Source organism: Sphingopyxis sp. GW821-FHT02C12 (assembly GCF_059421785.1).
This window is the reverse complement of sequence record NZ_JBWKVQ010000002.1, coordinates 392,809-417,626: the sequence shown is the minus strand read 5'-3', so window position 1 is coordinate 417,626 and position 24,818 is coordinate 392,809. Positions and strand designations below refer to the sequence as shown.

At 66.1% G+C, this 24,818-nt stretch carries 25 protein-coding genes and 1 other RNA gene; 8 read left to right on the top strand and 18 right to left on the bottom strand.

Annotation, left to right across the window (positions count from 1 at the left end; genetic code table 11):
• Positions 1 to 90: 90 nt before the first annotated feature.
• From AC07U1_RS17210 to dapA, 6 genes are all read right to left on the bottom strand, one after another.
• Positions 91 to 444 (bottom strand): response regulator, encoded by a 354-nt coding sequence (locus AC07U1_RS17210; RefSeq protein WP_056349656.1) that lies wholly within the window; start codon positions 442 to 444, stop codon positions 91 to 93.
• Positions 444 to 2,753, bottom strand: coding sequence for a hybrid sensor histidine kinase/response regulator (locus AC07U1_RS17205; RefSeq protein ID WP_495178474.1), 2,310 nt, complete (start codon positions 2,751 to 2,753; stop codon positions 444 to 446). The genes AC07U1_RS17210 and AC07U1_RS17205 overlap by 1 nt, the downstream gene beginning before the upstream one ends.
• 152 nt (positions 2,754 to 2,905) lie before the next feature.
• Positions 2,906 to 4,969, bottom strand: a complete 2,064-nt coding sequence (locus AC07U1_RS17200; RefSeq protein ID WP_056349653.1) for a M13 family metallopeptidase — start codon at positions 4,967 to 4,969, stop codon at positions 2,906 to 2,908.
• An 84-nt stretch (positions 4,970 to 5,053) separates the two neighbouring features.
• Entirely contained in the window at positions 5,054 to 5,683 is a 630-nt protein-coding gene (locus AC07U1_RS17195) for a DUF2062 domain-containing protein (RefSeq protein WP_082545114.1), read from the bottom strand.
• Positions 5,680 to 6,165 carry an SsrA-binding protein SmpB gene (smpB, locus tag AC07U1_RS17190; protein ID WP_056349650.1) on the bottom strand — a complete coding sequence of 162 codons (486 nt, stop codon included), beginning with the start codon at positions 6,163 to 6,165 and terminating at the stop codon, positions 5,680 to 5,682. The genes AC07U1_RS17195 and smpB overlap by 4 nt, the downstream gene beginning before the upstream one ends.
• 7 nt (positions 6,166 to 6,172) lie before the next feature.
• Positions 6,173 to 7,048 carry a 4-hydroxy-tetrahydrodipicolinate synthase gene (gene dapA / locus AC07U1_RS17185; protein ID WP_495178189.1) on the bottom strand — a complete coding sequence of 292 codons (876 nt, stop codon included), beginning with the start codon at positions 7,046 to 7,048 and terminating at the stop codon, positions 6,173 to 6,175.
• Positions 7,049 to 7,149: 101 nt separating this feature from the next.
• Between dapA and AC07U1_RS17180 the strand changes: the two genes are divergently transcribed.
• Together AC07U1_RS17180 and greB are read left to right on the top strand one after the other, a co-directional pair.
• The gene (locus AC07U1_RS17180) at positions 7,150 to 9,177 is read left to right on the top strand and encodes a lytic transglycosylase domain-containing protein (protein WP_495178190.1); all 2,028 of its coding nucleotides are present in this window, start codon (positions 7,150 to 7,152) and stop codon (positions 9,175 to 9,177) included.
• Positions 9,178 to 9,183: 6 nt separating this feature from the next.
• Positions 9,184 to 9,666, top strand: a complete 483-nt coding sequence (gene greB, locus AC07U1_RS17175; protein WP_495178191.1) for a transcription elongation factor GreB — start codon at positions 9,184 to 9,186, stop codon at positions 9,664 to 9,666.
• Positions 9,667 to 9,673: 7 nt separating this feature from the next.
• Here the strand turns inward: greB and AC07U1_RS17170 are convergent, their stop codons facing one another.
• A complete protein-coding gene (locus AC07U1_RS17170) occupies positions 9,674 to 11,383 on the bottom strand; it encodes a caspase family protein (protein WP_495178192.1) in 1,710 nt (569 codons plus the stop codon).
• Positions 11,384 to 11,623: 240 nt separating this feature from the next.
• On the opposite strand from AC07U1_RS17170, the gene AC07U1_RS17165 reads away from it, so the two are divergent.
• The gene (locus AC07U1_RS17165; RefSeq protein WP_495178193.1) at positions 11,624 to 12,280 is read left to right on the top strand and encodes a hypothetical protein; all 657 of its coding nucleotides are present in this window, start codon (positions 11,624 to 11,626) and stop codon (positions 12,278 to 12,280) included.
• Between the two features lie 15 nt (positions 12,281 to 12,295).
• Here the strand turns inward: AC07U1_RS17165 and AC07U1_RS17160 are convergent, their stop codons facing one another.
• The 10 genes from AC07U1_RS17160 to AC07U1_RS17115 all read right to left on the bottom strand — a co-directional run bounded on the left by AC07U1_RS17160 (position 12,296) and on the right by AC07U1_RS17115 (position 19,997).
• Positions 12,296 to 12,448: a hypothetical protein gene (locus AC07U1_RS17160; RefSeq protein WP_200938049.1), complete on the bottom strand. Its 153-nt coding sequence runs from the start codon at positions 12,446 to 12,448 to the stop codon at positions 12,296 to 12,298.
• A 76-nt stretch (positions 12,449 to 12,524) separates the two neighbouring features.
• Positions 12,525 to 12,917, bottom strand: an RNA gene (gene rnpB, locus AC07U1_RS17155) — RNase P RNA component class A.
• 107 nt (positions 12,918 to 13,024) lie between these two features.
• The gene (locus AC07U1_RS17150; protein WP_156377747.1) at positions 13,025 to 13,258 is read right to left on the bottom strand and encodes a hypothetical protein; all 234 of its coding nucleotides are present in this window, start codon (positions 13,256 to 13,258) and stop codon (positions 13,025 to 13,027) included.
• Between the two features lie 8 nt (positions 13,259 to 13,266).
• On the bottom strand, positions 13,267 to 13,956 hold the full coding sequence (locus AC07U1_RS17145) for an N-acetylmuramoyl-L-alanine amidase (protein WP_495178194.1): 690 nt from the start codon (positions 13,954 to 13,956) through the stop codon (positions 13,267 to 13,269).
• Positions 13,957 to 14,026: 70 nt separating this feature from the next.
• The gene (locus AC07U1_RS17140) at positions 14,027 to 14,884 is read right to left on the bottom strand and encodes a CheR family methyltransferase (protein WP_056349626.1); all 858 of its coding nucleotides are present in this window, start codon (positions 14,882 to 14,884) and stop codon (positions 14,027 to 14,029) included.
• On the bottom strand, positions 14,881 to 15,951 hold the full coding sequence (gene cheB / locus AC07U1_RS17135) for a chemotaxis-specific protein-glutamate methyltransferase CheB (protein WP_495178195.1): 1,071 nt from the start codon (positions 15,949 to 15,951) through the stop codon (positions 14,881 to 14,883). The genes AC07U1_RS17140 and cheB overlap by 4 nt, the downstream gene beginning before the upstream one ends.
• 58 nt (positions 15,952 to 16,009) lie before the next feature.
• A complete protein-coding gene (locus AC07U1_RS17130) occupies positions 16,010 to 16,384 on the bottom strand; it encodes a response regulator (RefSeq protein WP_056349620.1) in 375 nt (124 codons plus the stop codon).
• Positions 16,385 to 16,450: 66 nt separating this feature from the next.
• Entirely contained in the window at positions 16,451 to 16,888 is a 438-nt protein-coding gene (locus tag AC07U1_RS17125; protein WP_262408102.1) for a chemotaxis protein CheW, read from the bottom strand.
• Positions 16,885 to 19,278: a chemotaxis protein CheA gene (locus tag AC07U1_RS17120; protein ID WP_495197757.1), complete on the bottom strand. Its 2,394-nt coding sequence runs from the start codon at positions 19,276 to 19,278 to the stop codon at positions 16,885 to 16,887. Before AC07U1_RS17120 ends, AC07U1_RS17125 begins: the two co-directional genes overlap by 4 nt.
• Positions 19,279 to 19,358: 80 nt before the next feature.
• Positions 19,359 to 19,997 carry a histidine phosphotransferase family protein gene (locus tag AC07U1_RS17115; protein WP_495178197.1) on the bottom strand — a complete coding sequence of 213 codons (639 nt, stop codon included), beginning with the start codon at positions 19,995 to 19,997 and terminating at the stop codon, positions 19,359 to 19,361.
• A 129-nt stretch (positions 19,998 to 20,126) separates the two neighbouring features.
• Here AC07U1_RS17115 and AC07U1_RS17110 point away from each other — a divergent pair, with 129 nt between their 5' ends.
• The 4 genes from AC07U1_RS17110 (at position 20,127) to AC07U1_RS17095 (ending at position 23,158) form a co-directional block, all read left to right on the top strand.
• A complete protein-coding gene (locus AC07U1_RS17110) occupies positions 20,127 to 20,723 on the top strand; it encodes a hypothetical protein (RefSeq protein WP_492742580.1) in 597 nt (198 codons plus the stop codon).
• Between the two features lie 51 nt (positions 20,724 to 20,774).
• Positions 20,775 to 21,728 (top strand): RluA family pseudouridine synthase, encoded by a 954-nt coding sequence (locus AC07U1_RS17105; protein ID WP_492740189.1) that lies wholly within the window; start codon positions 20,775 to 20,777, stop codon positions 21,726 to 21,728.
• 81 nt (positions 21,729 to 21,809) lie between these two features.
• Entirely contained in the window at positions 21,810 to 22,712 is a 903-nt protein-coding gene (gene rpoH, locus AC07U1_RS17100; protein WP_056349598.1) for an RNA polymerase sigma factor RpoH, read from the top strand.
• A gap of 59 nt (positions 22,713 to 22,771) precedes the next feature.
• The gene (locus AC07U1_RS17095; RefSeq protein WP_495178198.1) at positions 22,772 to 23,158 is read left to right on the top strand and encodes a cupredoxin domain-containing protein; all 387 of its coding nucleotides are present in this window, start codon (positions 22,772 to 22,774) and stop codon (positions 23,156 to 23,158) included.
• Positions 23,159 to 23,182: 24 nt separating this feature from the next.
• Here AC07U1_RS17095 and AC07U1_RS17090 read toward each other — a convergent pair whose 3' ends face one another.
• Complete coding sequence (locus AC07U1_RS17090; RefSeq protein ID WP_495178199.1) at positions 23,183 to 23,980, bottom strand: transporter; 798 nt, start codon at positions 23,978 to 23,980, stop codon at positions 23,183 to 23,185.
• Positions 23,981 to 24,080: 100 nt separating this feature from the next.
• Here AC07U1_RS17090 and mtgA point away from each other — a divergent pair, with 100 nt between their 5' ends.
• A complete protein-coding gene (gene mtgA, locus AC07U1_RS17085) occupies positions 24,081 to 24,788 on the top strand; it encodes a monofunctional biosynthetic peptidoglycan transglycosylase (RefSeq protein ID WP_492740186.1) in 708 nt (235 codons plus the stop codon).
• Positions 24,789 to 24,818: the final 30 nt, after the last annotated feature.

Sequence of the window (24,818 nt, the reverse complement as noted above, 5' to 3'; positions counted from 1 at the left end):
GAAGCATCGCAACGCCGGACCTGTGTACGGCATTTGTTCTTTAGGAACAAGAGTGGAACAAAATTAATTGCGGCGGCGCGAACCGCACACTTATCCGTCGAAAAATTCGTTGAGAACGGTTTCGATTTCGCTGAGCCGGAACGGCTTCGATACCAGCTTGCGGTGGGCGTGCGCCGGCGGAATCGCGTCGCCACCACCCGACGTGAAGGCGAAGGGAATATCCTTCGCCGCGAGCGCATCGGCGACCGGCCAGCCCTTCGCCTCGCCGAGATTGATGTCGACCAGCGCCGCGTCGACCGGCTGCGCCGCGATGATCGCCAGAGCATCCTCGACGCTCGCCGCCTGTGCGGGTTCGGGGAAGCCCAGCGCGTCGAACATGTCGACCAGCATCATGCCGATCAGCACATCGTCCTCGACGAGCAGGATGTTGCGATTCGCCGTCATCAGCCGGCCCGCTGCGCCGCGGCGTCGAGCGCCGCCGAGGTCGCCTCGGTCAATTGCGCGACCGAAAAGGGTTTGGGAAGAAAGGACACATGATCAATATCGATCGACTGGCGCAATTGTTCCTCGGCATAGCCCGACATGAACAAAACGGGCAGCTCGGGACGCTTGGCGCGCAACGCGCGGACCATCGCCGGCCCGTCCATCGTCGGCATCATCACGTCGGTCAGGATCAGGTCGACCTTGTCCATCTGGCCGAAGCGTTCGAGCCCTTCCTCGCCCTGCGACGCGGTGACGACGGTGTAGCCGGCACGGGTCAGCGCGCGTTCGGCGACCGCACGCACCATATCCTCGTCCTCGACGAGAAGGATCGTGCCGGTGCCCCACTGGCTCTTCTTGGGTTTGGGGGGCGGCGGCGCGACGGCGGGCGCATCCTTGTCGGCGCGATGGACCGGCAGGTAGATGGTGAAGCTCGCGCCCTCGCCCGGCTTGCTGTCGGCGAAGATGAAGCCCGCCGACTGCTTGATGATGCCATAGACGGTCGAGAGGCCGAGTCCGGTTCCCTTGCCGACATCCTTGGTGGTGAAAAAGGGTTCGAAAATCTTGGGCAGCACGTCGGCGGGAATGCCGCCGCCGGTGTCGCTGACCTTGAGCGCGCTATAATCGGCGGGCGGCATCACGTCGCTGCCCATCGCGCGCACCTCGGCGGCGGTGACCGGATAGGTCTCCATCGTCAGCGTCCCCTGCCCGGCCATCGCATCGCGCGCATTGACCGCAAGGTTGATGATGACCTGTTCGAGTTGCCCCGGGTCGGCACGCACCGCGCCCAGTCCGCGCCCGTGGCGCACCGACAATTGCACCGTCTCACCGATCAGCCGCTTGAGCAGATGCGACACCTCCGAAATCACGTCGGGCAATTGCAGAATCTGCGGGCGCAGCGTCTGTTGCCGCGAGAAGGCGAGCAACTGCCGTGTCAGGCTCGCGGCGCGATTGGCGTTGCTGCGGATCTGCTGGATATCGTCATAGTCGCTGTCGCCCGGCGTGTGGCGCATCAACATGAGGTCGCAGCTGCCGAGCACCGCGGTCAGGATGTTGTTGAAATCATGCGCGACGCCGCCCGCGAGTTGGCCGACCGCCTGCATTTTCGACGCCTGTGCGACCTGGCGCTTCAGGCGCGATTCTTCGCTCGAATCCTTCAGACTCAGCAGCACCGCCGCCTCGCCGAGTCCGCGCACCCCGACGACGCGCATCGACACCGGCTCGTCGCCCTGCCCCGCCAGCCGGATCGACAGGTCGCCGCCGACCTGTTGTCCGCTGCTGTGGCGGCGAATCATGTCGGCGAGCGGGCCCTTGTCCTCACTGACGACGATATCGCCCGGGTAGCGCGGCATCTTGCTCTCGGACAATCCGGCGGCGCGCACGAAGGCGCGGTTCATATAGAGGAAGCGCCCGTCGCGATCGACCATCGCGAGTCCGAAGGGCAGAAGCGAGAGCAAGGTCTCGACATAAGTTTGCGCGGTGCCGCGATCGGCCGCGCCGACCTCCTCGTCGATCAGCGCCAGCAGCATCGGACCATGGCTGTCGGCGGGGATCAACGGGATCTGGAGCAAGCGGACCGGCGTCGCGCGTTCGCCCTCGCGCCCGAAATAGAGCGTCCCGGCATCGTCGAGCCGGAGCAGCGGCGCGACGTCGCGGCCCGCATAATGGGTCGCGTCGCTCTCGCCGAGCGCGCGCAGCAGGAAGGCGTGATTGGCAACGCGCAGCCGTCCCTCGGCGTTGACCAGCGCCGCCATGATCCCCGCCTGGCCGAGCGTGCGGCCCGCCGGGCCGTCGAGATGGCGGCTGATTTCGGAGACGAGATCGAGCCGTTCGACCGCCGAAAAACGCCACACCAGATAATCTTCGGACAGGCCGGTGCGGATCACCTGCGCGCGCAGGTGGAGGGTGCCGACCGTCAGGTCTTCGACCTCGCCCTGGCCGTCGCGCCAGGCGGTGCGCCCGGCGTTCTTGAGCAGTTCGGCGCCGCGTCCTTCGAGCGGCAGGCCGGGCGGGGTCACGAAGCCGCCCATCCAGGTCGCGAACAGGTCGTTGGCGCAGACGAGTCGCCCGGCGCGGTCGGTCACCGCGATACCGACATCGTCATGATCGACCGCAGCGCGCAGCATCGTCCAGTCGGGCAACGCCGCCTCGCCGCCGACCGCCGCAGGAAAAAGGCGGCGCAGCAGGATCACCGCGCCGCCGGTAACCGCCAGCCCGGCGAGGAAGCCCGCCGCCAGCACCGCGTCGCGCGTTGCCCAGAACAACAGCGCCATCGACACGATCGCCAACCCGCCGAGCAGCGCCGCGTCGAACCGCGACAGCCCGCCGGCAAGCTCCGGCGACACCCCCGGGCCCGCCCCCCTGCTGAAGTCGTTTTCAGCGGAAGGCAGGCTCGTGGTGGTCAATGAGATGTCCCTTTAAGGCGTTACCAGATGCGGACGCGGTCCGCCGGCGCCAGATACAGCTTCTGGCCTTCCTTGATCTGATAGGCCTTATACCAAGGGTCAAGGTTGCGCGAGACCCAAGTCCGCTGGATCGAGGGCGAATGCGGATCGGTGGTGATGCGCTGCGCCAGATTCTGCTCGCGATAGTTGCGCCGCCACACCTGCGCCCAGCCGAGGAAGAAGCGCTGGTCGCCGGTCAGTCCGTCGATCACCGGCGCCGGCTTGCCGCCCAGCGACTTCTGATAGGCGTCATAGGCGATCGTCAGACCCGCGAGATCGCCGATATTCTCGCCCAGCGTGAACGTGCCGTCGAGATGTTCGCCGGGCAGCACTTCATAGGCGTCATATTGCGCGACCAGCGCCTTGCCGGCGGCTTCGAACGCCGCGACGTCGGCGGGGGTCCACCAGTCGGCGAGCTTGCCGGTCTCGTCATATTTCGCGCCCTGATCGTCGAAATGATGGCTGATCTCGTGCCCGATCACCGCACCGATGCCGCCATAGTTGACCGCCGCATCGGCGTGCGGGTCAAAGAAGGGCGGCTGCAGGATCGCGGCCGGGAAGACGATCTCGTTCATGCCGAAATTGGCGTAAGCGTTGACCTCCATCGGGGTCATCCCCCATTCCCAGCGACGGATCGGACCGCCGAGGCGGCTGACATTGTCGTCATGCGCGAACTGGTTCGACCGCAACGCATTGCCGAACAGGTCGTCGGCCTTGATCTCGAGCTTGCCATAATCCTTCCACCGGTCGGGATAGCCGATCTTGGTGGTGAAATTCGCAAGCTTCTTCTTCGCCTTCACCTTGGTTTCGGGCTGCATCCATTCGAGGTTGCCGATGCGGGTGTCGAGCGCGGCGAGCACATTCTTGACCAGCCCGTCCATCGCCGCCTTGGTTTCGGGCGGGAAATATTTCGCGACATAATCCTGCCCGACGGCCTCGCCCATATTGTTGGTGGTGAAATCGACCGCGCGCTTCCAGCGCTCCTGCATCTGCGGCGTGCCCGACAGCGCGGTGCCATAGAAGGAGAAGGCTTCCTTGGCGACGGCATCGGGCAGCACACCCGAGAAGGCGTCGAGGCTGCGCACGATCAGCGCGTCGCGGATCACGCCGATCGGCGCGTCGGCGAGCAGCTTGGCCTCGCCGGTGAAGGCGGTCGGCTGCGCCACGATCAGCGAGGTTTCGTTGATGCCGATGCCCTTGACGAAGGCCGCCCAGTCGAAGCCGGGAGCCGCCTGCGTCAATTCACCTATCGTCATCTTGTTATAGGTCTTGGTCGCGTCGCTGCTGTCGTTCTTGTCCCAATGGACCGTCGCGACCTGCTTTTCGAAGTCATAGATCGCCTGCGCGCGCGCCGCGGCGTTGGTTTCGCCCGCCAGCAGCAGCACATTTTCCAGATGCTTGAGATACGCCGCCTGCAGCTTGGCGTTACGCTCGCCGTCCTTCAGATAGAAGTCGCGGTCGGGCATGCCGATGCCGCCCTGGAACACCGAATAGATATAGACGTCGGGGTTCTTGTCGTCCTGGCCGACATAGCCGCCGAAGAAATGCTGGACGCCGCTGCGGTCGGCTTCGGCGAGCAGCTTGGCGAGCCCCGCCTTGTCGACGGCGCGGATCTTGGCCAGCCAGGGCTGGATCGGCGCCAGGCCCTTGGCCTCCACCGCCGCACCGTCGAGATAGGAGGCGTAAGCGCGGCCGATCATGCTGTTCGGGTCGCTCTTCGCCACGTCGAGGATTTCGCGGGTGCGCGTCTGCGACAGGTCGGCGAGCGCGGTGAACATGCCATAATTGGACTTGTCGTCGGGGATGAGGGTCTTCTTGGCCCAGGCGCCATTGGCATAGGCATAGAAATCGTCGCCAGGCTGGACGCTCTTGTCCATGCCGGTCGCGTCGAAACCGAAATCGCCGATCTCGGGCTTGGCGGCGGGTTTCGCGGCGGCCTCGGTCGTCGTCGCCTTTTCCTTGGCGATGGCGGGCACGGCGGCAAAGAGCAGGGCGCCAAGCGCCGCGGTCGCCAGAAGGCGAGGATGCTGTGTCGGACGAGTCATGATATTCCCCAGTGGTATATGGCTCCGCGATGCATGCGGGGCGATCTTGCGATGGGAAAATCTATACGCCGCCGCGCGGGCGGTTCAACCGACCACCGTGTCGCTCGTCGATGCCTCAAGTCGTTTGTCGCGCGCGCGGCTGATCTTGCGGCGCCAGCGGAGGCGAATCCAATTGTCCCAGATCACCGACGCGAGCACATAGCCAACGACCGCCGACACCGCCGAGATCACGAACAGCCCCGCCAGCCCGCCGAGCAGCGCGGTGCCGGCATTCGCGGTGAACCAGTCCCACCATTCGACGAGCGAGGCACCCTCATCATAGAGAATGTAGAGGTTCGAGACATTGGTGTGCAGCCCGAACAGGAAGCTGCCGAGCCACACCGACGCCGCGAGGATCAGCGGCGTGGTTACCGGGTTGGACAGGAAAGTCATCGCAGCGCCGATCGGGATATTGGCGCGAAAGGGCAGCGCGAGCAGCGCGACGCCAAGGATCTGGACGCCGGGGATGAGGAAGAAGATACCGACGAACAGCCCGAGCGCGGTGCCGCGCCGCACCGAAGTGCGCGTGAAGCGCCACAAATGGCTGTGCGCGACGCGGTGCGCGAACGGCTTGATGAAGCGGCTTTCCAGCAACTCCTCGCGCGAGGGCGAGTTGCGGCGGATCCAGTTCATCACCGCCGCCTTGTCGCGCACCTTTTTCTCCGGCCCGCTCATCCGCGGTCCTTCATCAGGCGCTGCTTGTCGCGCTTCCAGTCGCGTTCCTTGATCGATTCGCGCTTGTCATGCGCCTTCTTGCCCTTGGCGAGCGCGAGTTCGACCTTGGCGCGGCCGCGGCTGTTGAAATAGACCGACAGCGGCACGAGCGTCATGCCCTGCCGCGCGACGCCGGCGTGCATCTTGTTGACCTCGCGCCAGTTGAGCAACAGCTTGCGCGGCCTTTTGGGTTCATGGTTCAACCGGTTGCCGTGGCTATATTCGGGAATGTTGGCGTTGATCAGCCACACTTCACCGCCTTTTACCTCGGCATAGCTTTCGGCGATCGTGCCCTCGCCGAAGCGCAGCGCCTTGACCTCGGTCCCCTGCAGCGCGATTCCCGCCTCGAACACCTGCTCGATGGCAAAGTCGAAGCGTGCGCGCCGGTTCTCGGCGACGATCTTTTTCTTGTCGAATTCGGCGGCAGACTGCGGGCGGGCCATTTTGAACCTAGATCACTCCAGCCGCGGACAATGCGGCATCGACGGCCTTGCACGATGCATCGGACGCCGGGATGATAGGTAGGCGCACTTCGGGCGAAAACCAGTCGTGGAGGCGCGACAGTGCATATTTTGCCGGCGCGGGCGAGCTGTCGCTGAACATCGCCTGGTGCAGATCGAACAAGCGGTCGTGCAGCGTCAGCGCATTGGCCCAGTCGCCCGCGGCGCAGGCGGCGGCGAAGTCGGCACACAGGCGCGGCGCGACATTGGCGGTGACCGAGATGCAGCCGACGCCGCCCATCGCGGCGTGCGGCAGCCACAGATCGTCGTTGCCGCTGAGCTGGCAGAAATCCTTGCCCGCCCCTGCCCGGTGCATCGTCACGCGGGCGAGGTCGCCGCTGGCGTCCTTGACCGCGACGACACTCGGAATTTCGGCGAGCCTGTTCATCGTCTCGGCGCCGATGTCGGCGACGGTCCGGCCGGGGACGTTATAGACAACGATCGGCAGGTCGCTGGCATCGGCGAGCGCCTGATAATGGGCGAGGATGCCCGCCTGGCTCGGCTTGTTGTAATAGGGCGCGACGATCAGCGCGGCGGCGGCGCCTGCGGCTTGGGCGTGGCGCATGTGACGGATCGCGGTGGCGGTGTCGTTCGACCCGCAGCCGGCGATCACCGGGACCCGGCCCGCAGCGGCATCGAGGCAGCAGTCGATGACCTGATAATGTTCTTCGAACCCGAGCGTCGGGCTTTCGCCGGTCGTCCCGCACGGCACCAGCGCGCTCGTCCCCTCGCCGATCTGCCAGTCGACCAGCCGTGCGAACGCCGGAGCGTCGAACGCCCCGTCGCGAAACGGCGTCACCAAGGCGGGAATCGAACCCGAAAACATGCCGGACTCCTTTACAAAAACGGCGGCGCGACCGATAGCTGGCCAAAGCGCGCCCGCTCATGGACGCCTATTCAGCGCCCCGCAAGGAGTTTGCCACTAGCATGGCCCTTATGAATTCGCTGCTACCCGTTTCCCGCCTCGCGCTCGCCGCGGCCCTCTTTCTTCCCACCATCGCGCACGCCAGCGAACTCACCCCCGAACAAATGGCCTGGTACCGGGCGCAGATGGGGCTCGCCACGGCGTCGGCATCGCCACCGGTCAGCACCAACTCTGTAGGCGATGCGGTGATGGAATGGCGGCGGCTGACCGCCAACAGCGGCGCCTCGTTCGACCAGCTGTCGCGCTTCCTGCTCGCCAACAAGGGCTGGCCCGATTCCGACAAGATGCGCGCGCGCGCCGAAAAGGCGATCGCGATCGACAGCTATGACCCCGCGCGCACCCTCGCCTATTTCCAGACCTATCCGCCGCAGACCGCGAGCGGCCATTTGCGTTACGCGCTCGCTCTCAACGCCTCGGGCCGCCGCGACGAAGCCAATGCCGCGGTGCGCCGCGCCTGGACCGGCGGCACGCTCGACGAGGTCGAGACGAGCCGGGCGCTGTCCTTCTTCCCCGGCGCGCTGACGCTGGCCGACCATGACGCGCGCATGGACCGCCTGCTGTGGTCGGGCGCGACCGGCGCCGCGAGCCGGCAACTCGCTTTCGTGTCGCCCCAACGGCGCGCGGTCTTCGCTGCCCGGCTGGCGATGCGCAGCAATGCCGTCGATGCCGCGCTGCAGGCGTCGGCGGTCGAAAGCGCCGACCCAGGACTGACCCGCAGCGACGCGGGCTATATCACCGACAAGGCGACCTGGTTGCGCAAGGCGAACCGCGTTGTCGAGGCGCGTGCCCTGCTCGCCGCGCCGCGCAGCCTCGCCAGCGCGCCGACCGATGCCGAGGAATGGCTCGAAACCCTGCTCACCAATGCGCGCGCGGCCGACAGCGCGGGCGACAAGCTCACCGCCTACAACATCGCGCGCCAGCTGAGCGACACCTTCCCGCCGGGCACCGTCGTCCGCGAAACCCCGCTCAGCGTGCGCGACGATTTTACTTCGCTTGCGTGGCTCGCGGGCCAACTTGCCTTCAGGGATTTGCGGCGCCCGGCCGAAGCCGTGCAGTTGTACCGCACCTATGGCGAGGCGGCGCGGTCGGCGCAGACGCGGACCAAGGGCTTCTACTGGGCCGGGCGCGCCGCGCTCGCGGCCGGCGACAGCGGCACGGCCAATGCCCATTTCGCCGATGCCGCGCAGCATTATGACCAATATTACGGCCAGTTGTCGCTCGAGCGGCTGAACCGGCCGCAGCCGCGCCCGACGCCCGTGCCGTCGATCCAGATCAGCCAGGCCGAAAAGACCGCGTTCGAGGACGACCGCCTCGTTCGCGCCGCCCGGGCGCTCGGCGAGATCGGCGCGTGGCGCGAACAGTCGCTGTTCCTGCGCGCGCTCGCCAACCGTGCGACAACGCCTTCCGACCATGTCCTCGCCGGCCAGCTGGCGTCGTCGATCGGGCGCCTCGACCTTGGCGTGATGATCGGGCGCAGCGCGCAGGCGAACAGCCTCGACGCGGTCGAGGTGTCGGGCTTCCCGACCGTTCGCGTTCCCGCGGGCCATGAGGGCAACTGGACCTTCATCCACGCGATCACGCGCCAGGAAAGCCAGTTCGACCGGCAAGCGATCAGCCACGCCGGCGCGCGCGGGATGATGCAGCTGATGCCGGGCACGGCGCGCGAGGTCGCGGGCAAGCTCGGCCTGAACTACGACGCCGGGTCGCTGACCGTCGATACCAATTACAACATGACGTTGGGGTCGACCTATTTCCAGCAGATGCTGAGCTATTTCGGCGGCAGCTATCCGCTCGCGGTCGCGGCGTACAACGCCGGACCCGGCAATGTGAACAAATGGCTGCGCGCCAATGGCGACCCGCGCAACGGGACGATCGAGATGATCGACTGGATCGAGGCGATCCCGATCTTCGAGACGCGCAACTATGTGCAGCGCGTGCTCGAAAATGCCGTCGTCTACGACACGCTGCGCGACCGGCCGCTGCCCAATGCGCCGCTGAGCTTCTACCTCGGCAAGCGCACCCCCGGCTGATCGCTCATGGCGGGGGACAAGGCGAATATCATCAGCCCGGCGGGCTACGCCGCGCTGCGCGCCGAATATGACGCGCTGCTCGGCGACGAACGCCCGAAACTGGTCGAGGTGATCAGCTGGGCGGCGGGCAACGGCGACCGCAGCGAGAATGGCGACTATATCTATGGCCGCAAACGGCTGCGCGAGATCGACCGGCGCCTCGGCTTCCTCGCGCGCCGGATGAAGGCGGCACGAGTGGTGAACCCCGCCGAACAGCCCGACAAGAGCCGCATCTGGTTCGGCGCCACCGTCGAGCTCGCCGACGATGACGATGCTCGGCGCACCGTCACGCTGGTCGGCGACGACGAGGCCGAGGCGGGCGACGGCCGGATCGGCTGGAACAGCCCGCTCGCCCGTGCGCTGCGCGGCGCCGGGGTCGGCGATTTGCGCACCGTGCAATTGCCGGCGGGACCCAAGGAATGGGAAATCATCGCCGTCCGCTATCCCTGACGGCGCGTCATTCCCCGACTCCGGCGATCAGGTCGCGCTGGTCCTTCCTGAGTTCGGGAAGGTCGCGCGCCAGCTTGGCCCAGAAGGCCGCCTCCTTCGCGTCGACCGGCACACCGTCGCCCTTCGCATAGGCGTCGGCGAGAATGGCGCGCGAGCCGGCGAAGCCCGCGCGGGCACCGACACCGCAATCCTCGATCGCGTCCCTTCGCGTCTTGTCGGCGAAATGCGCCTCGCACAGCCAGTGATTGCCCTCGGGATTGCCACCGTCGGCGAGCGCGCGCAGTCGGGCCATGTTCGCGGTGCGCGTGTCGGGGAAATAGGTAAGCGCGAAAATCGCCGCCGGATGCCCTTTCGCCGCGGCTTCGGCGTACAGCGCCTGCGACCGAACGAAATCGGCGGGGCCGAAGGTGCCCACCGCGAGACGATAGGCCAGATGCGTCTTGGCCTTGGAAAATCCGGCGTTCGACGAGGCGAGATAGAGGTCGTAGGCGCGCTTCACATCGTCCGGCGACGGGTCATTCTCGAGCAGCAGATAAGCGAGTTCCTGCTGCCCGGCCGGGAACCCCTGCGCCGCCGATTGTTCGAGGTAGGCGCGGGCGCGCGGCAGGTCCTTCTTCACCCCGACACCCAGCGAGAACATATAGCCCGCGAGATGCTGCGCGAGCGGGTGGCCACCGTCGGCGAGTGCGACCAGTTGGGCGGCGGGATGATGCGCCAGGACGTCGGCGACGAGCAGCGGTTCGTCCTCGATCGCCAGCCGGTCGAGCGAAATGTCCGCGAGCGGATCGGCCGCCGGTTTCGCCGGCCCCCGCGTTGCGCCCGCAGGCGGTGCCGCCGCCGCCGTGACTGGCAACGCCGCGGCGGCGGCGCGCGCCTGCGGGACCTCGACCGGCGCGACGAGATAATAGTCGTCGAACCAGCTGCCATAGTGGAAGGGCTGCTGCGGCCCGAGCTGCATGCCGAAGGTCGCCTTGTAGACGTCGCGCGACACGATCTTGAAATAGTCCGAAATTTCGAGCCCCGGGATCGCCAATTGATGCACCACCGCGGCGGCGAAGGGGCTGACCGGCGACCCGACCGGTGCGAAATCGAGCGCCGGCCGTCCTTTCGCGGTCGAATAGAAGACCGCACCCTGCCCGATGTCGAGCAGACCGAGCGGCGCCGACCCCGCCACCCCCGCCGCGACATCGACATCCTCGACCCGCACCACGGGTTCGGTGGTGCGGCAGGCATCGACGAAGAGCAGAGTGAAGGCGCCTGTGGGAACGACATGCTTCACCAGTGCCTCGATCGACAGATAGCGTTTTTCGACATCGGCGCGGCGCGTCGCGGGCGGCGCGTCCATCGGCACCAGCCAGTTGCGCCCGCCATATTCGAAGCCATGCCCGGCATAATAGATCAGCACCGATCTGGCGCCCCTGGCCTCGGCGGCAAAATCGTCGAGCGCCTTGTCGAGCGCCGCCTTGTCGGCGTTGCGGACGATCCGCGGCGCCATGCCGGCGCGTTCGAAGGCCTCGCAGACATAGTCGATGTCGTTGACCGCGTTCTTCAGCGACGGCCATTCGAAGTCATTATAGGCGCTGTTGCCGATGAGCAGCGCCACCCGCTCGCCCTTGAGCGGCGCGGTGCCGCAGGATTGCGCCGCAGCCGCCGGCGCGAGGCCGCCCAGCGCGAGAAGTCCGGCGACGAGCGCGATGATCCGCCTGACCTGTTTCATTCTGCCCCCTGCCCCGAGTCGCGGCGATCGATACCGCCGCACCGAAACCCCGGAAAACTGCCCAACTTCACACGCGATCGCATGTTCGGCGGCAACCCCGCGCCCCCGCTTCATGCCGCCGCGAGGGTAAGCCAGCGGCATATTGTAGGAAAGCGCTAACTGCCCTGTGTGCCGCATCACCCGCATCGACTGGACGATCGGCTAACAGCTGATACTCTGATCGGGTTGGAGGGAGTGACGATGATGCGAAGCCTAGCGATTGCCGCCGCCCTGTTGCTCTGCGGCACCGCGCACGCCGCGCCGGCCCGCACCCCGATGCCGCCGATCACCGACGCCCTGCTTCTCGACGGGCTGGAACTCGGGGAAGAGATCGAGGGCCGGGTCGATGGCGATCTCAATGGCGACGGCGATGCCGATACGGTGTTCGTGGTGGCGAGCCCCGACGCGCGGACGCTGTATGTCGTCCTGAGCTATCACGGCGAGGTCGACATGGGGCATGAACCCGCAGGCAATTTCCGCCTGGGTCCCGACCCGCTGGGGCCGGCGACGCTGTCGATCGGCAAGGGTGTGCTGGTGGTCGAGGATCTGACCGGCGGCACCACCGCACTGTCGGCGACCTATCGCTATCGCGCGGACAAGAGCCGGCCGAAGATGCGGCTGATCGGGCTCGACACGACGGTGTACAGCCGCACTTATGCCCATGACGGCAACGCGATGAGCTGGAACCTCATCACCGGCGACGTCGAAACCAAGGTGCTGAAACTGACGGGCGAAGGCGAGGACGCCGCCTATGAGGACGCGTTCGTCAAGCGCTTCAAAAGGCCGAGCAAGCCGGTCTTCATGGAGGATACGCCCGACCCCGAGGGGCAGCTTGTCGCCTTTACGAAGGCGAAATAGGCCGTCCGCCCCGCGCTATTTGAGCAGCGCGGGAACGATCCACGCAACGGACATCACGACGATCGCCGCGATCAGCGAAAAGGCCAGCACGTAGCGGACATTGTGCCCCTTCACGCCGCCGCTGGCTTCCTCATCGGTCACTTCGATATGTTCATCGACGACTTTCATGGTCTTTCCCTTTCGTCCGATTGCGGATCAAACGCGGGAGCCGCCGACGCGGTTCCCGCACCGCTGGCGGGGAGAGGATGCCAGAGGGTCTGTAAGCCGGGTTCTGTCCACCCCTTTCGGGGATAGGCGATCATTCCTCTAGGCCGGCGGTTACCCGACGGCTCAAGCAGTCAACCCGGATGGCGAGACCGGAGCCGGTCCTGAGTAACCTCGTGCCATCCCTATTCGACCTTGCTCCCGGTGGGGTTTGCCGTGCCGCGTCCGTTACCGTCCGCGCGGTGCGCTCTTACCGCACCCTTTCAACTTTCGCCGGGCCGAAGCCTGTGGCGGTCTCTTCTCTGTGGCACTTTCCCTGAACCTGTCCGAAGACAGGCCCGCCGGACGTTATCCGGCACCGTGGTTTCCGTGGAGCCCGGACTTTCCTCCCCCGGCGGGATACCCCACCGGCGGCGATCGCCCGACCCTCTGGCGGGAACGAGCATAGCGCGAACGAAATCCATTTACGAGCGATTGTATGATACGGGCGCGCTAAGATGGGAGGTCTGCCGAGCCCACTCCAATCTTATGTCGCACAGACTAGTGCCCGCTGCGGTGTACTGCATTGAGTAGCGCCGAGTACGCGAAATAAATCAGCCCCCCCGCTGCCCCGACCAGCGCTGCAGCCGCAGCGTCATGATCGCTCACGCCTAGATCGATACCAAACACCTGCTTGATGGAGTAGGCTAGCAGAGCAGAAACACAAACTGCCTCAAGCAATATCAAGGTCAGTTTCGCGTCTTTCCGCATCCAATCTGCATCGAAGCGTGCCACTGTCGCCCTCAATCCCCCTCGGGCTGGGGCAGCAGCAGCGCCAACAGGATCGCGCGGCATTCGCCATCGATCGTGCCGTCGATCAGTTCGGGCCGGAAACGGCGCTGGAACGCCACCGTCGCCGCAAAGCCGTCGGTCACGTCGTAACCGAAACGTTCGAGCGCGAGCAGGAACCCCGCGTCGGTCCACAGCGGATCGGTCAGCTTCTTGGTCGGGCGCGGCAGCGCGAGACGGCGGCGCGCGAGTTCGTGCCATGGGAAGAGTTCGCCCGGATCCTGCTTGCGCGTCGGCGCGATGTCCGAATGGCCGACGACATTGCCGCGGGTGACCTCGTGTCGGTCCTTGATCATATGGACGAGGCGGACGACCGAGGCGACCTGCGGTTCGGGAAAGGGCACATAGCCATGCTCATGCCCCGGGTTGACGATCTCGATCCCGACGCTCGCCGAATTGATGTCGCTCGTCCCGCGCCAATGCGCGCGCCCGGCGTGCCAGGCGCGCTTGTCCTCGGGCACCATATGGGTGATCTGGCCATCCTCGCTGACGACATAGTGCGCCGACACCTTTGACGCAGGATCGGCAAGCCAATCAATGGCTTCGGCACCGCTCTTCATACCGGTATAATGGAGTATGATCATCGAGACCGGTAGCACGCGCTCGTCGAAATTGGGAGACCAGCGTTCGATAAAATCGCTCATGCGTGTCGCGGCCCAATCGTTGCAAACCCGCCCTCACCTGCGCCAGCCCCGCGCAAATTGCAAGGCGGGTTCAGGCGGCCGCCACGCGCCGCACCTGCTGGTCGGCGGGTTCGTAGAGGCCGCGCAGCCGCGGGCTCGCGACATATTGGTCGGTCTGGCCAAGCACCGTCTCGCCCGCGCCGAGCACCAGGAAGCTTTGCGGGGCCGCCATCGCGCGCATCCGCGCAAAGGCTTTCTGCCGCATCGGCAGCGCGAAGTAGAGCAGCAGGTTGCGGCAGAAGATGAGGTCGGCGGGGCTCGCGAGCGGCGGCCGGTCGGTGAGCATGTTCTGCACCGAAAAATCGATCCGGCGGCGCAGGTCGGCCTTCGCCAGCCAGCCCGCCTCGGTCTGGTCGAACCAGCGCACCATGCGCTGCACCGGCAGGCCGCGCTGGATTTCGAACTGGCTGTACAGGCCGACGCGCGCGCGGCTGATCGCATGATAGCTGACGTCGGTGCCGACGATGTCGACCTGCCACCCCGCCCATTTCGCTTCCTGCTCGGCGAGCAGCATCGCCAGCGAATAGGCCTCCTGTCCCGTCGACACGCCGCAATGCCAGATGGTGATGCGCCGCTTGTCGGCATTTATGACGCGAAGTTGTTCAAGCGCCGTCTTCGCAATGTCATCGAACACACTGTGTTCGCGATAGAAAAATGTCTCGTTGTTGAGCATCGCGTCGACCGTATCGTCGAGCAGCTGGCGGCTGTTCGAGGTCACCAGCGCCGCGACCAGCGCGTCGAGATCGGCGATGCCATGGCGCTGCATCACCGGTTTCAGCGACATTTCGATGCGCCAGATACGGCTCGGCGACAATGTCTGGCCGGTGCGCGATTCGAGCACCCCCATCAGGATGCGATAGGCCGATTCGCTCGCCGTCCCGCCCATCATGACCGGATCCGCCCTTTCAGGAAGCTGCCGAGCATCAGCGCGATCGCATCGGGATTGAGCGTCGCGGCGGCGATCCCCGCCTTGGCGACCGCGCCGGGCATGCCCCAGATGACGCAGCTTTCAGGCGCCTGGGCAAAGATCGTCCCGCCCGCCGCCTTCAGCCGCGCCGCACCGTCGGCGCCGTCGCGGCCCATGCCGCTGAGCACCACCGCCGCCGCGCGTCCGCCATAGACGTCGGCGAGCGAATCGAACATCGGGTCGGCCGAGGGGCAGCAACCATTGGCGACCGGACGCCGGTCGAGCGCGATTTCGCGGCGGCGGCCGCTGGCGACGACAATCAGATGCGCGTCGCCGGGCGCGAGGTAGATATGATTTTTTTCCACCACCATGCCCGCCGCCGCGACGACGACCTTGCGCGTCGTCATCGTCGCGATCTGTTTGGCGTAAAATTCCATGAAGGCATCGGGCAGATGCTGGGTGAGCAGGATCGGCGCGGTGATGCGCGGGTCGAGATGGGTGAGGAAGCTGGTGAAGGCGGGAATGCCGCCGGTCGAGGCGGCGACCGCGATGCATTCGAGCGGCTGGTCGGTCTCGATCGCGATCGGCACGGGCGCCGGCACCGGGCGCGCCGCGGCGCGGATCTCGATGGGGGCGATCGACGGCAGGTGGCCCAGCGTGCGGATGCGGTCGGTCAGCACTTCGGCGAACCGTCCCGAAAAACTGCCGCGGCCGGGCTTGGCGAGCGTATCGCTGGCCCCAAGCGACAACGCCTCGATCGCCGCAGGTCCGCCCTCGATGCAGTTCGACGAGAGGATCAGCACGCGCGCCTTTTCGGCGCGTTCGAGCATCAGCGGCAGCGCGGTGATGCCGTTCATCCCCGGCATTTCGATGTCGAGCACGACGACATCGACGGGTTCGCGGGCCAGAAAAGCGAGCGCGTCCTGCGCCGAGGCGATCGACGCGCAAACCGTCAGGCCGTCGGTCTGGTCGATGATTCGTTCGAGGATGCTGCGTACGACAAGGCTGTCGTCGACGAGCATGACGCGGACGTTGCGCGCCACCGGCATCGGCGCATCCGCGGCACCTTCGCGCGCCAGGGATCGGGAAGCCGCCACCCGCCGAACCTCAGGCGACGCCGACGAGCTGCAATTTTCCTTCGAGCGTTTCGCGGTCGAACGGCTTCATCACATATTCGTCGGCCCCGGCCTCGATCGCGGCACGGATATGGTCGATGCTGTTTTCGGTGGTGCAGAATACGACACGGGGGCGTTCTTCGCGCCCATAGTCGAGATCGTTGAACGCCCCCAGAAATTCCATGCCGCTCATCACGGGCATGTTCCAGTCGAGCAGGATCACGTCAGGACGATTGGCGCGGCAAAAGGTCAGCGCCTCCTGCCCGTCGGCGGCCTCGTCGACCGAAAAGGCCATGCCTTCGAGAATGTGGCGTGCGACCTTGCGGATCACTTTGCTGTCATCGACTACCAGACAGGATTTCGACATAAATTTACTCCGACCCCCGGGTGATGGAACCACCCTAAAGGCAAAGGGGTGTTCAGCCCGTTAATGTCAGGCCGCCCTGGCGACCGGCAACGTGATGAAATGCGACGGGTCGACGACGAGCAGCGAGGCGCCCTCATGCTCGATCATCGCATCGGCGACGCGCGCCCAGCCAGGCAGCAGCCGTCCGGTGACCCGCGTCTCGGGCGCGTCGATGAAACAGACATCCTCGATCGCGTCGGCGAGCAGCGCATAACCATGGTCGGCGACATCGACGACGATCACCCGCTGCCCCGGCGCGACGGCCGTCGGCGGCAGGCCGATCACGACATGCGGGTCGATCAGCGTGAAGACGCGGCTGCGCAGCGCGAACAGGCCCGCGACATGCGGCGGTGCCGCGGGGACATGAACGGGAGTTCCCACCGTCACCACCGAATTGATCGCGCGGCTGCGCAGCGCGACGCGCGTGTCGGCGATGCGCGCGATCAAATAGAGTTTTTCCATCATGAACCGGCTCCTGCGACGCGGGTGCGCAGCGCTTCGAGCAGCGCGCCGCGGTCGTAACGATAGATGCTGTCGTCGTCGGGGCCCGTCGCCGCAACCGACGACCGCAGGCGGACGAGCGGGACGTCGGCGGCAACCGGCGCCGACTGTTCGTCGACGAGGCAAAGCTGAACGTCGGGGCGTTCGCCGTCGGCGGTCTCGTCACCGCTGACGACGCGGTAGCCCGCGCCGCGCAGGATCGGCGCGAGGAAGTTCGCCGCCCAGCCGTCGGCATCATCGGACAGGCGGCAAAGCGGCTGGCGGAGCAGCGGCGCGGCCTGGCCGGCGCCATATTGCGCCATCAGCCAGAAAGGATCGATCAGTTCGACCGGCTCACCGCCGATCAGCACGACCCCGGCGATCAGCCCCGGCGCCGACGCCAGCTGGACCGCGTCGGGCAGGCGAACGATGTCGATCACCGCCGCGATCGGATAGCAGAGCACCGACTGGCCGTCGTGAAGGCGGAGCAGCTTGACCGCTTCGGGTCCGGCCGGAACCACAGCGGCATGGACCGGGAAGATTTCGGTGCCGATCTGCGCCTTTACCGCGCCCGCGCTTTCGAACAGCGCCGACGCCGGCACTTCTTCGACGCGTTCGATCACCGACAGGCGAACCCCGCGCGTGCGGCCGCCCGCATCGCGGAACAGCAGCAGTTGCGCCGCGTCGCGCGCGGCGGCGGCTTCGGCGGCGGCTTCGGCGCTCGCATCGTGGATGCGGCCCGCTTCGGACGCGTCGACCCCGGCGGCCGCAAGCAGCCCCTGGACATCGAGCAGCAGCACCGGCCGGCCGTTGTCGGGCAGGGTCGTGCCCGCATAGAGCCCGGTCGCCATGATCATCGGCGCCGCGGGCTTGATCACCAGTTCCTCATGGTCGTGGATCGCCGCGACGCTCAGCGCATAGCTGTGCCCCTGCCCCGGCCGGACGAGGATGATCGCGCGGTCGTCCTGGTCCTCGCTGTCGTCGACGGTGCAGCCAAGAACATGTTCGAGCCGCAGCAGCGGAAATTGCTCGCCGCGCACGGTGGCCAGTTCGCCGCCGCCAACACGGTCGATGCGGACCGAATCGCTCGTTTCGAGCAGGATTTCGCGCACCGAACCCCGAGGAATCGCAAAATATTGGCCCGACGCACGAACCATCAGGCCGGAGATGATCGTGAGGGTCATCGGGACGCGCAGCACGATGGTCAGGCCGCGGCCCTCCTCGTTGCGCAGTTCGACGACGCCGCCGATCTTTTCGAGGTTCGCCTTGACGATATCCATGCCGACACCGCGGCCCGAGATCGCGGTGATTTTCGCCGCCGTCGAAAAGCCGGGGCGGAAGATGAGCTCAAGCTTTTCGCGCGCGGTCAGCGTCTTGGCCTCGGCGGCGCCGATGACCCGCGCCGAAATCGCCTTGGCGACCAGCGCGTCGGGGGACAGCCCGCGGCCGTCGTCGCGCACCACGATCTCGATCTGGTTGCCCGACTGGCGCGCCGACACGTCGATGCTTGCGGTGATGCCCTTGCCTGCGGCGACACGCTCGTCGAGCGGCTCGATGCCATGGTCGATCGCGTTGCGGACGATGTGGATCAGCGGGTCGCGGATATTCTCCATCATCTCGCGGTCGAGTTCGACCTCGCCGCCGCTGGTCGAGAAACGCACCTTCTTGCCGAAATCCTGCGCGAGGTCGCGGACGATGCGCGGCAAGGGAGAGAAAAGCTTGTCGATGCGCTGCATGCGCATCTGGCTGACCGACTGGCGCATGCCGGCGATCGAATCGGACAGACGGTCGAAGGAGGCGATCACCGACGCATCGGCGCCCGATTCGCGCAGCAGGCGTGCAAATTCGTTGCGCGCGAGCACGATGTCGGTGACCCCGGTCATCACGCTGTCGAGCAAAGGCAGCGGCACCCGGATCGAACGCCAGCTCTGCAGTTCGGCGTTGATGTCTTCGTCGGTCAGCGCGGCGACGGGTTCGGCGGGCACGGCCGGTGCGGCGGGGCCTTGGTCGACCGCCGCCAGTGCGCCGATCACATCGCTATCGTCGCCCTGCGGTTCCTTGCCGCTGTTGCCGAGCGCCGCGCAAAGGCTCGACAGGCGGTCGACGATCGCGAGCACCGCGGTGACGAGCGCGGCGTCGGCGGCACGATTGCCACGGCGGACCTGATCGAGCGCATCCTCGGCGGCGTGCGACAGCGCGGTGACGCGCGGCAATGACAGGAAACCCGAGCTGCCCTTGATCGTATGGACAAGGCGAAAAATCGCGTCGAGTCCGGCGCGATCGGCGGGGTCGGCTTCCCACGCGACGAGCGCGCCACCGGCCTCGGCCAATATTTCTGCCGTTTCGGCGAGAAAATCGTTGAGCAGATCGTCCATCACGTTGTCGGTGCGCCCCAAAATTCTGAGGCTTCACCATGAAGGACAATGGTTAACGGAGCGTTTGCCCGCGCCCGAAATCAGCCGCGCAGGACGGCCCCGACGAGCAGCGAGGTCGGCGTCTCGCGCGCCAGCATCACGGTGCCGCCATTCTGCGCCGCGACCGCCTGGACGAGGATCGCGGGGGCGGTGCGCGACGTCATCGGGCTTGCGCCTTCGCCGTCCTTCAGGATGCGTTCGACATCGGCGTCGAGGAAGATGCGCTCGGCCTCGACGTGCAGCGCGATTTCGATGCCCCCGCCATGATTCTCGCACCCGATGTCGAGCCGCCCGCCGCGCACCAGCGCGTCGACCAGCAGCAGCGCGAGGTTGAGGACGATCTTCACCGCGGGCTTCGGCAGCGGCTCTGCGCCGATCATCCAGTTGAGGTCGATCGCGCGATCGCCGATGATCCCCTGGATCGCCGATCTCGCCTCATCGGCGGGCACCAGCTCGCCGAAACCGCCCGCCGATCCGAAGGCGAGACGAAAGAATTTCAGCTTGTTCGCCGACGTCCGCGCGCTCTGTTCGAGCAGTTCGGTGACACGCGCGCGCATTTCGGGATCGCGTTCATCGGCGAGCAGTTCGAGGCCGTTGGCGAAAGCCCCTACCGGGCTGAGAAGGTCGTGACACAGGCGCGATGCCAGCATCGAGGCGAAATCGACGCGATCGTCGGACATGGATGGCTATGCTCCCCGCGGATCCGGCAGTTTCCGGCTGGCTGCTCCTAGGGCAGGCATAGCGACCAGTGCAAGGCTTGTGCGTCGTGCGGGGCTTGCGGAGCGATGCGAGCGATGCAAGACAGGGCCATGTTCAAGCTCGGCCTCATCGATCGCACGCGCAGGATGTTTGCGGAGCAATTCGAGGCCGACGGCGACGGCTTTTTGTATCGAAAATACCGCAAGGGCGCCCCTATTCGCGTGACCCCTCGGGAGCGCGATGATTTCGTATCTGCCTTCGAACGCGACTATCCGCGCGCCTATCTTGCCATGATCGCCGGCGCCGTCGTTACATTGCTAGGGCTGGTGACGATCGCGGTCGTCATCGAACGCGATCTCTCGAAGCCGGTCATCTACGCAGCGGTGGGAAGCGTGTCGGCGCTCTTCCTGATCGCCCATCTTCGGGTCTGGAGCGCACCCGCCCGGGCGCTGGAACGCCGGCCAGCAGTGGGCCAGGAACGATCGCGCGCCGAAATGCGCGACATCATGACCGCCGGCACCAGCTATCGCTATTATGTCATGATGCTGACGCTGTTCCTCCTGTTGCTCTTCAGTTTCAGCTTTCGGACCGAGGCTTTCAGCGGCGAGGACATGTTCCTGATCGCCTTCTACGTCTTTGCGTCGGCAATGATCGCGTCTTTGATCCTCCGAAAATGGCGCTTCGACCGGCGAAACCGCACTTCCTGAAGCCTCCCCCGCCCCCTTGAATTTCGGCGCCCCGAAACCACATTCGAACCAATGCAGGGGGACGACCAAGTTTTGACCGTGGCGCTCGGCGATAGCGCCGCCGGGCTGCGGCTCGACCGGGCGCTGGCGGAGGCCTTGCCGGACCTTTCGCGCGAGCGGCTGAAGTCGCTGATCAAGGGCGGCCGCGTCGCCCGCGGCGACGGCACGATCCTCTGGGACCCCTCGGCGAAGGCCGTGCCGGCGACGCTCGAACTGCGGCTGCCCAAACCCGCGCCGGCGCATAATGTCGCGCAGGACCTGGGCCTCGTCATCGCCTATGAGGACGAGCATCTGATCGTCGTCGACAAGCCCGCGGGACTCGTCGTCCATCCGGCGGCAGGCAATTTCGACGGCACGCTGGTCAACGCCCTGCTCCACCATTGCGCCGGGCAGTTGTCGGGCGTTGGCGGGGTCGCGCGGCCGGGGATCGTCCACCGCATCGACAAGGACACCAGCGGGCTGATCGTCGCCGCCAAGCACGACAAGGCGCACGAAGGCCTGGCGAAGCAATTCGCCGCGCACAGCATCGACCGGCGTTATCTGGCGCTCGCCACCGGCCGCCCGATGCCGGCGAACGGCACCGTCAACGCCGCGCTCGGGCGTTCAGCGACCAACCGCAAGAAGATGGCGGTGGTCGCCGAGGACCGCGGCAAGCATGCGATCACCCATTATCGCACGGTCGAACCGCTGAAGGGCGCGACGCTCGTCGAATGCCGGCTGGAGACCGGACGCACCCACCAGGTGCGCGTCCATATGATGCATATCGGTCACCCGCTGGTCGGAGACCCGGTCTATGGCCGCGCCAAAAAGCCGCTGTCGGACGTACTGAAAGCGCGGAATTTCACGCGCCAGGCATTGCACGCCGCCCATTTGGGCTTTATTCATCCGGTGACCGGTAACGTCATCGCGCTCGACAGCGAAATACCCCCCGATATGCGGGAACTGATCGACATATTGCGCGTTTAGGTTTCGAATGAAAATCTATTTTGACCGCGGGACCCAACTGCGGCATTCATGGTTCAAGGATTTAAGGGAAGACGCTCTCCAATGGCTAACAAAAGCAATGTTCCCGCGACGGTGCCGGCGCTTGGCGGCGAAGCCAGCCTCAACCGGTATTTGTCCGAAATTCGCAAATTCCCGCTGCTCACCCCCGAGCAGGAGTTCATGCTCGCCAAACGTTTCCAGGAACATGGCGACAATGAAGCCGCGGCGCAGCTCGTCACCAGCCATCTGCGGCTCGTGGCGAAGATCGCCATGGGCTATCGCGGCTATGGCCTGCCGGTCAGCGAGCTGATCAGCGAAGGCAATATCGGCCTGATGCAGGGGGTGAAGAAGTTCGACCCCGATCGCGGCTTCCGCCTCGCCACCTACGCGATGTGGTGGATCCGCGCCTCGATCCAGGAATTCATCCTGCGCTCGTGGAGCCTCGTCAAAATGGGCACCACCGCGGCGCAGAAGAAGCTGTTCTTCAACCTCCGCCGGATGAAGAACCAGCTCGAAGCGTTCGAGGACGGCGACCTGACGCCCGAACATCTGACCAAGATCGCGACCGACCTCGGCGTTACCGAGGACGAGGTCACCAGCATGAACCGCCGCATGGCGATGGGCGGCGACACGTCGCTTAACGTGCCGATGGGCGAGGATGGCGACAGCCAGTGGCAGGACCTGCTCGGCGATGAAGGCCCGTTGCAGGACGAGCGCGTTGCCGAAGCGCAGGAGCGCGACGTGCGCCACTCGTTGCTCAACGAGGCGCTCGACACGCTGGGTGAACGCGAACGCCATATCCTGACCGAGCGCCGCCTGACCGACGATCCCAAGACGCTCGAGGATCTGAGCCAGGTCTATGACGTGAGCCGCGAACGCGTCCGCCAGATCGAGGTGCGCGCGTTCGAAAAGCTGCAGAAGGCGATGCTCAAGCTCGCGGGCGACCGGCGGTTGGTCGGCGCCTGACCGGGCGCAGGAAATCGGGGCGACACGACCGGGCTTTTCCGGATGAAGGAGTGTTTGCCATGCGTTTCCTGACCCTCGCCGCCGCGGCCCTCGCCATCGCCTTGCCCGTCACCGCCGCCGAAGCTCCCGCGAAGGTGACGGTCGAGATGGCGAATTTCAGCTACACCCCCGCCGACCTGCATCTGCACGCCGGACACAGCGTCACGATCCATTTCGTCAACACCGGGTCGGGCGGGCACGACTTCACCGCCGAAGAATTTTTCGCGGCGGCGACGATGGACGCGGCCAATCGCGCGCACGTCGGCGGCGACAAGGGCCGCGTCTCGCTCGGCAAGGGCGAAAGCGCCGATGTGACGCTGGTCCCGAAGGCCGGCACCTACAAGGTCCATTGCTCGCACTTCATGCATTCGACGATGGGCATGACGGGCAAGATCATCGTCGACTGACCGCCCCCATCAAAACCACGACCGTCAAAAACGCCGGACATAACCCGCATAGAGTTCGACATCGGGGCTGTCGCGATTGAGGCCCGCGTTGACGCCGACATCCCACTGGCTCTCGGCGTCGGGCTGCCAGCCCAGCGACAGGCCCGCGAGCGCCTCGGTGCTGCGCCCGCCGGGGTCGTCGTCGCGCGCAAGGGATAGTTCGGCGGCCGCCGACACATCGTCCGACACACCGAAACCCAGCCCGACCACCGTGCCATAGGCCAGATGGCGGCCGTCGCCATCGGCATCGACCGCCGCGTCGACATGCGGCGTCATGCCGAGCGAGATCGCCCCCAGGTCGAAGCTGGCGGGAACGAGCAGCCCCGCGCCCCAATCGCCCGAGCCGACACCCGCGCCGCCCACCGGCAGGGTCGCATAGGGCATGACCGCGATCGAGAACCCCGAACCATCGGGATTGCGCAAGTTCTGGCGTAGCGCGAGCGTGACGTCCCCGGTTCGTGTCGTGCTGCTGGTGTGGCCCGTCGCCCGATCGCGCTCGCGCACATGGCCGAGCATCGTCCAGCCGACCTGCAACTCCAGCGACGGGGTGAGGCCCGCGCGAAGCAATGCATCGCCGAACACCCAGCTGTCGGTCCGGCTGTCCGCGCCGCGATCGAGCGTCCAGTCGGCGAGACCGATCTCCAGCATCGTCCGGCCCTCATCGACCGTGCAGGCCGGCGTGCCAAGCCCCGGGCGGTCGGGACAAAGGTCGCGTGCCTCCGCCGCAAAAGCCGGCGCACTCACCGCGACGGCGGCGAACAGCATGATCTGCCGCAGTGGCATCCTATTCCCCTTCGTGTCCGGCCGGTCTTTCTTGTCCCGGAAAGCGCGATTGCAATCAAGCCCGCTTGCCTCGCGGCGATGAGCGGCTAGTTTGCCGCGCATGGCAACGAAGACCCGCGCGTCGAAGCGCAAACTCCCCTGGTATCTGCGGCCGTTCAAATGGTTGCTGTGGTTCGTCATCCTGTCGGCCCTGTGGGTGCTGGTCTATGCCGTCGTGCCGCCGCCGGTGACGGTGACGATGCTGACCGACGGCAATGGCATCACCAAGGACTGGACCAGCCTGTCGAACATCGACCGCAACATGGTCGGCGCCGCGATCGCCGCCGAGGACGGGAAATTCTGCAGCCATGACGGCTTCGACCGCGACGCGATCGAACAGGCGATCGAGCGCAACGCCAAGGGCAAGCGCCTGCGCGGCGGATCGACGATCAGCCAGCAGACCGCGAAGAATGTCTTTCTGTGGCAGGGCAGCGGCTGGACGCGCTACGTCCGCAAGGTTCCCGAAATCTGGTTCACCTTCCTGATCGAAAAACTGTGGAGCAAGCGGCGGATCATGGAGGTCTATCTCAACGTCGCTGAAACCGGCCTCGGCACCTATGGCGTCGAAGCCGGGGCGCAGCGCTATTTCAAGCATGGCGCGAGCAAGCTGACCCCCTCGGAGGCCGCGCGCATCGCCGCGATCCTGCCCTTGCCCAAGAAGCGCGAGGCGATCAGCCCGTCGGGCTTCACCCGCCGTTACGGCAACACGATCCGCGCGCGCATCGGGGTGGTCCGGCGCGAGGGGCTGGATGCCTGCATCTACAAATAGACGCCGCTCACCACCTGGAGGTCAATGGCG

Bases quoted from the DNA above. Each gene is read 5' to 3' on its own strand.
- AC07U1_RS17210 (WP_056349656.1), bottom strand. From the start codon at position 444: ATGACGGCGAATCGCAACATCCTGCTCGTCGAGGACGATGTGCTGATC.
- AC07U1_RS17205 (WP_495178474.1), bottom strand. From the start codon at position 2,753: ATGGCGCTGTTGTTCTGGGCAACGCGCGACGCGGTGCTGGCGGCGGGC.
- AC07U1_RS17200 (WP_056349653.1), bottom strand. From the start codon at position 4,969: ATGACTCGTCCGACACAGCATCCTCGCCTTCTGGCGACCGCGGCGCTT.
- AC07U1_RS17195 (WP_082545114.1), bottom strand. From the start codon at position 5,683: ATGAGCGGGCCGGAGAAAAAGGTGCGCGACAAGGCGGCGGTGATGAAC.
- smpB (WP_056349650.1), bottom strand. From the start codon at position 6,165: ATGGCCCGCCCGCAGTCTGCCGCCGAATTCGACAAGAAAAAGATCGTC.
- dapA (WP_495178189.1), bottom strand. From the start codon at position 7,048: ATGTTTTCGGGTTCGATTCCCGCCTTGGTGACGCCGTTTCGCGACGGG.
- AC07U1_RS17180 (WP_495178190.1), top strand. From the start codon at position 7,150: ATGGCCCTTATGAATTCGCTGCTACCCGTTTCCCGCCTCGCGCTCGCC.
- greB (WP_495178191.1), top strand. From the start codon at position 9,184: ATGGCGGGGGACAAGGCGAATATCATCAGCCCGGCGGGCTACGCCGCG.
- AC07U1_RS17170 (WP_495178192.1), bottom strand. From the start codon at position 11,383: ATGAAACAGGTCAGGCGGATCATCGCGCTCGTCGCCGGACTTCTCGCG.
- AC07U1_RS17165 (WP_495178193.1), top strand. From the start codon at position 11,624: ATGATGCGAAGCCTAGCGATTGCCGCCGCCCTGTTGCTCTGCGGCACC.
- AC07U1_RS17160 (WP_200938049.1), bottom strand. From the start codon at position 12,448: ATGAAAGTCGTCGATGAACATATCGAAGTGACCGATGAGGAAGCCAGC.
- AC07U1_RS17145 (WP_495178194.1), bottom strand. From the start codon at position 13,956: ATGAGCGATTTTATCGAACGCTGGTCTCCCAATTTCGACGAGCGCGTG.
- AC07U1_RS17140 (WP_056349626.1), bottom strand. From the start codon at position 14,884: ATGATGGGCGGGACGGCGAGCGAATCGGCCTATCGCATCCTGATGGGG.
- cheB (WP_495178195.1), bottom strand. From the start codon at position 15,951: ATGCCGGTGGCGCGCAACGTCCGCGTCATGCTCGTCGACGACAGCCTT.
- AC07U1_RS17130 (WP_056349620.1), bottom strand. From the start codon at position 16,384: ATGTCGAAATCCTGTCTGGTAGTCGATGACAGCAAAGTGATCCGCAAG.
- AC07U1_RS17125 (WP_262408102.1), bottom strand. From the start codon at position 16,888: ATGATGGAAAAACTCTATTTGATCGCGCGCATCGCCGACACGCGCGTC.
- AC07U1_RS17120 (WP_495197757.1), bottom strand. From the start codon at position 19,278: ATGGACGATCTGCTCAACGATTTTCTCGCCGAAACGGCAGAAATATTG.
- AC07U1_RS17115 (WP_495178197.1), bottom strand. From the start codon at position 19,997: ATGTCCGACGATCGCGTCGATTTCGCCTCGATGCTGGCATCGCGCCTG.
- AC07U1_RS17110 (WP_492742580.1), top strand. From the start codon at position 20,127: ATGTTCAAGCTCGGCCTCATCGATCGCACGCGCAGGATGTTTGCGGAG.
- AC07U1_RS17105 (WP_492740189.1), top strand. From the start codon at position 20,775: ATGCAGGGGGACGACCAAGTTTTGACCGTGGCGCTCGGCGATAGCGCC.
- rpoH (WP_056349598.1), top strand. From the start codon at position 21,810: ATGGCTAACAAAAGCAATGTTCCCGCGACGGTGCCGGCGCTTGGCGGC.
- AC07U1_RS17095 (WP_495178198.1), top strand. From the start codon at position 22,772: ATGCGTTTCCTGACCCTCGCCGCCGCGGCCCTCGCCATCGCCTTGCCC.
- AC07U1_RS17090 (WP_495178199.1), bottom strand. From the start codon at position 23,980: ATGCCACTGCGGCAGATCATGCTGTTCGCCGCCGTCGCGGTGAGTGCG.
- mtgA (WP_492740186.1), top strand. From the start codon at position 24,081: ATGGCAACGAAGACCCGCGCGTCGAAGCGCAAACTCCCCTGGTATCTG.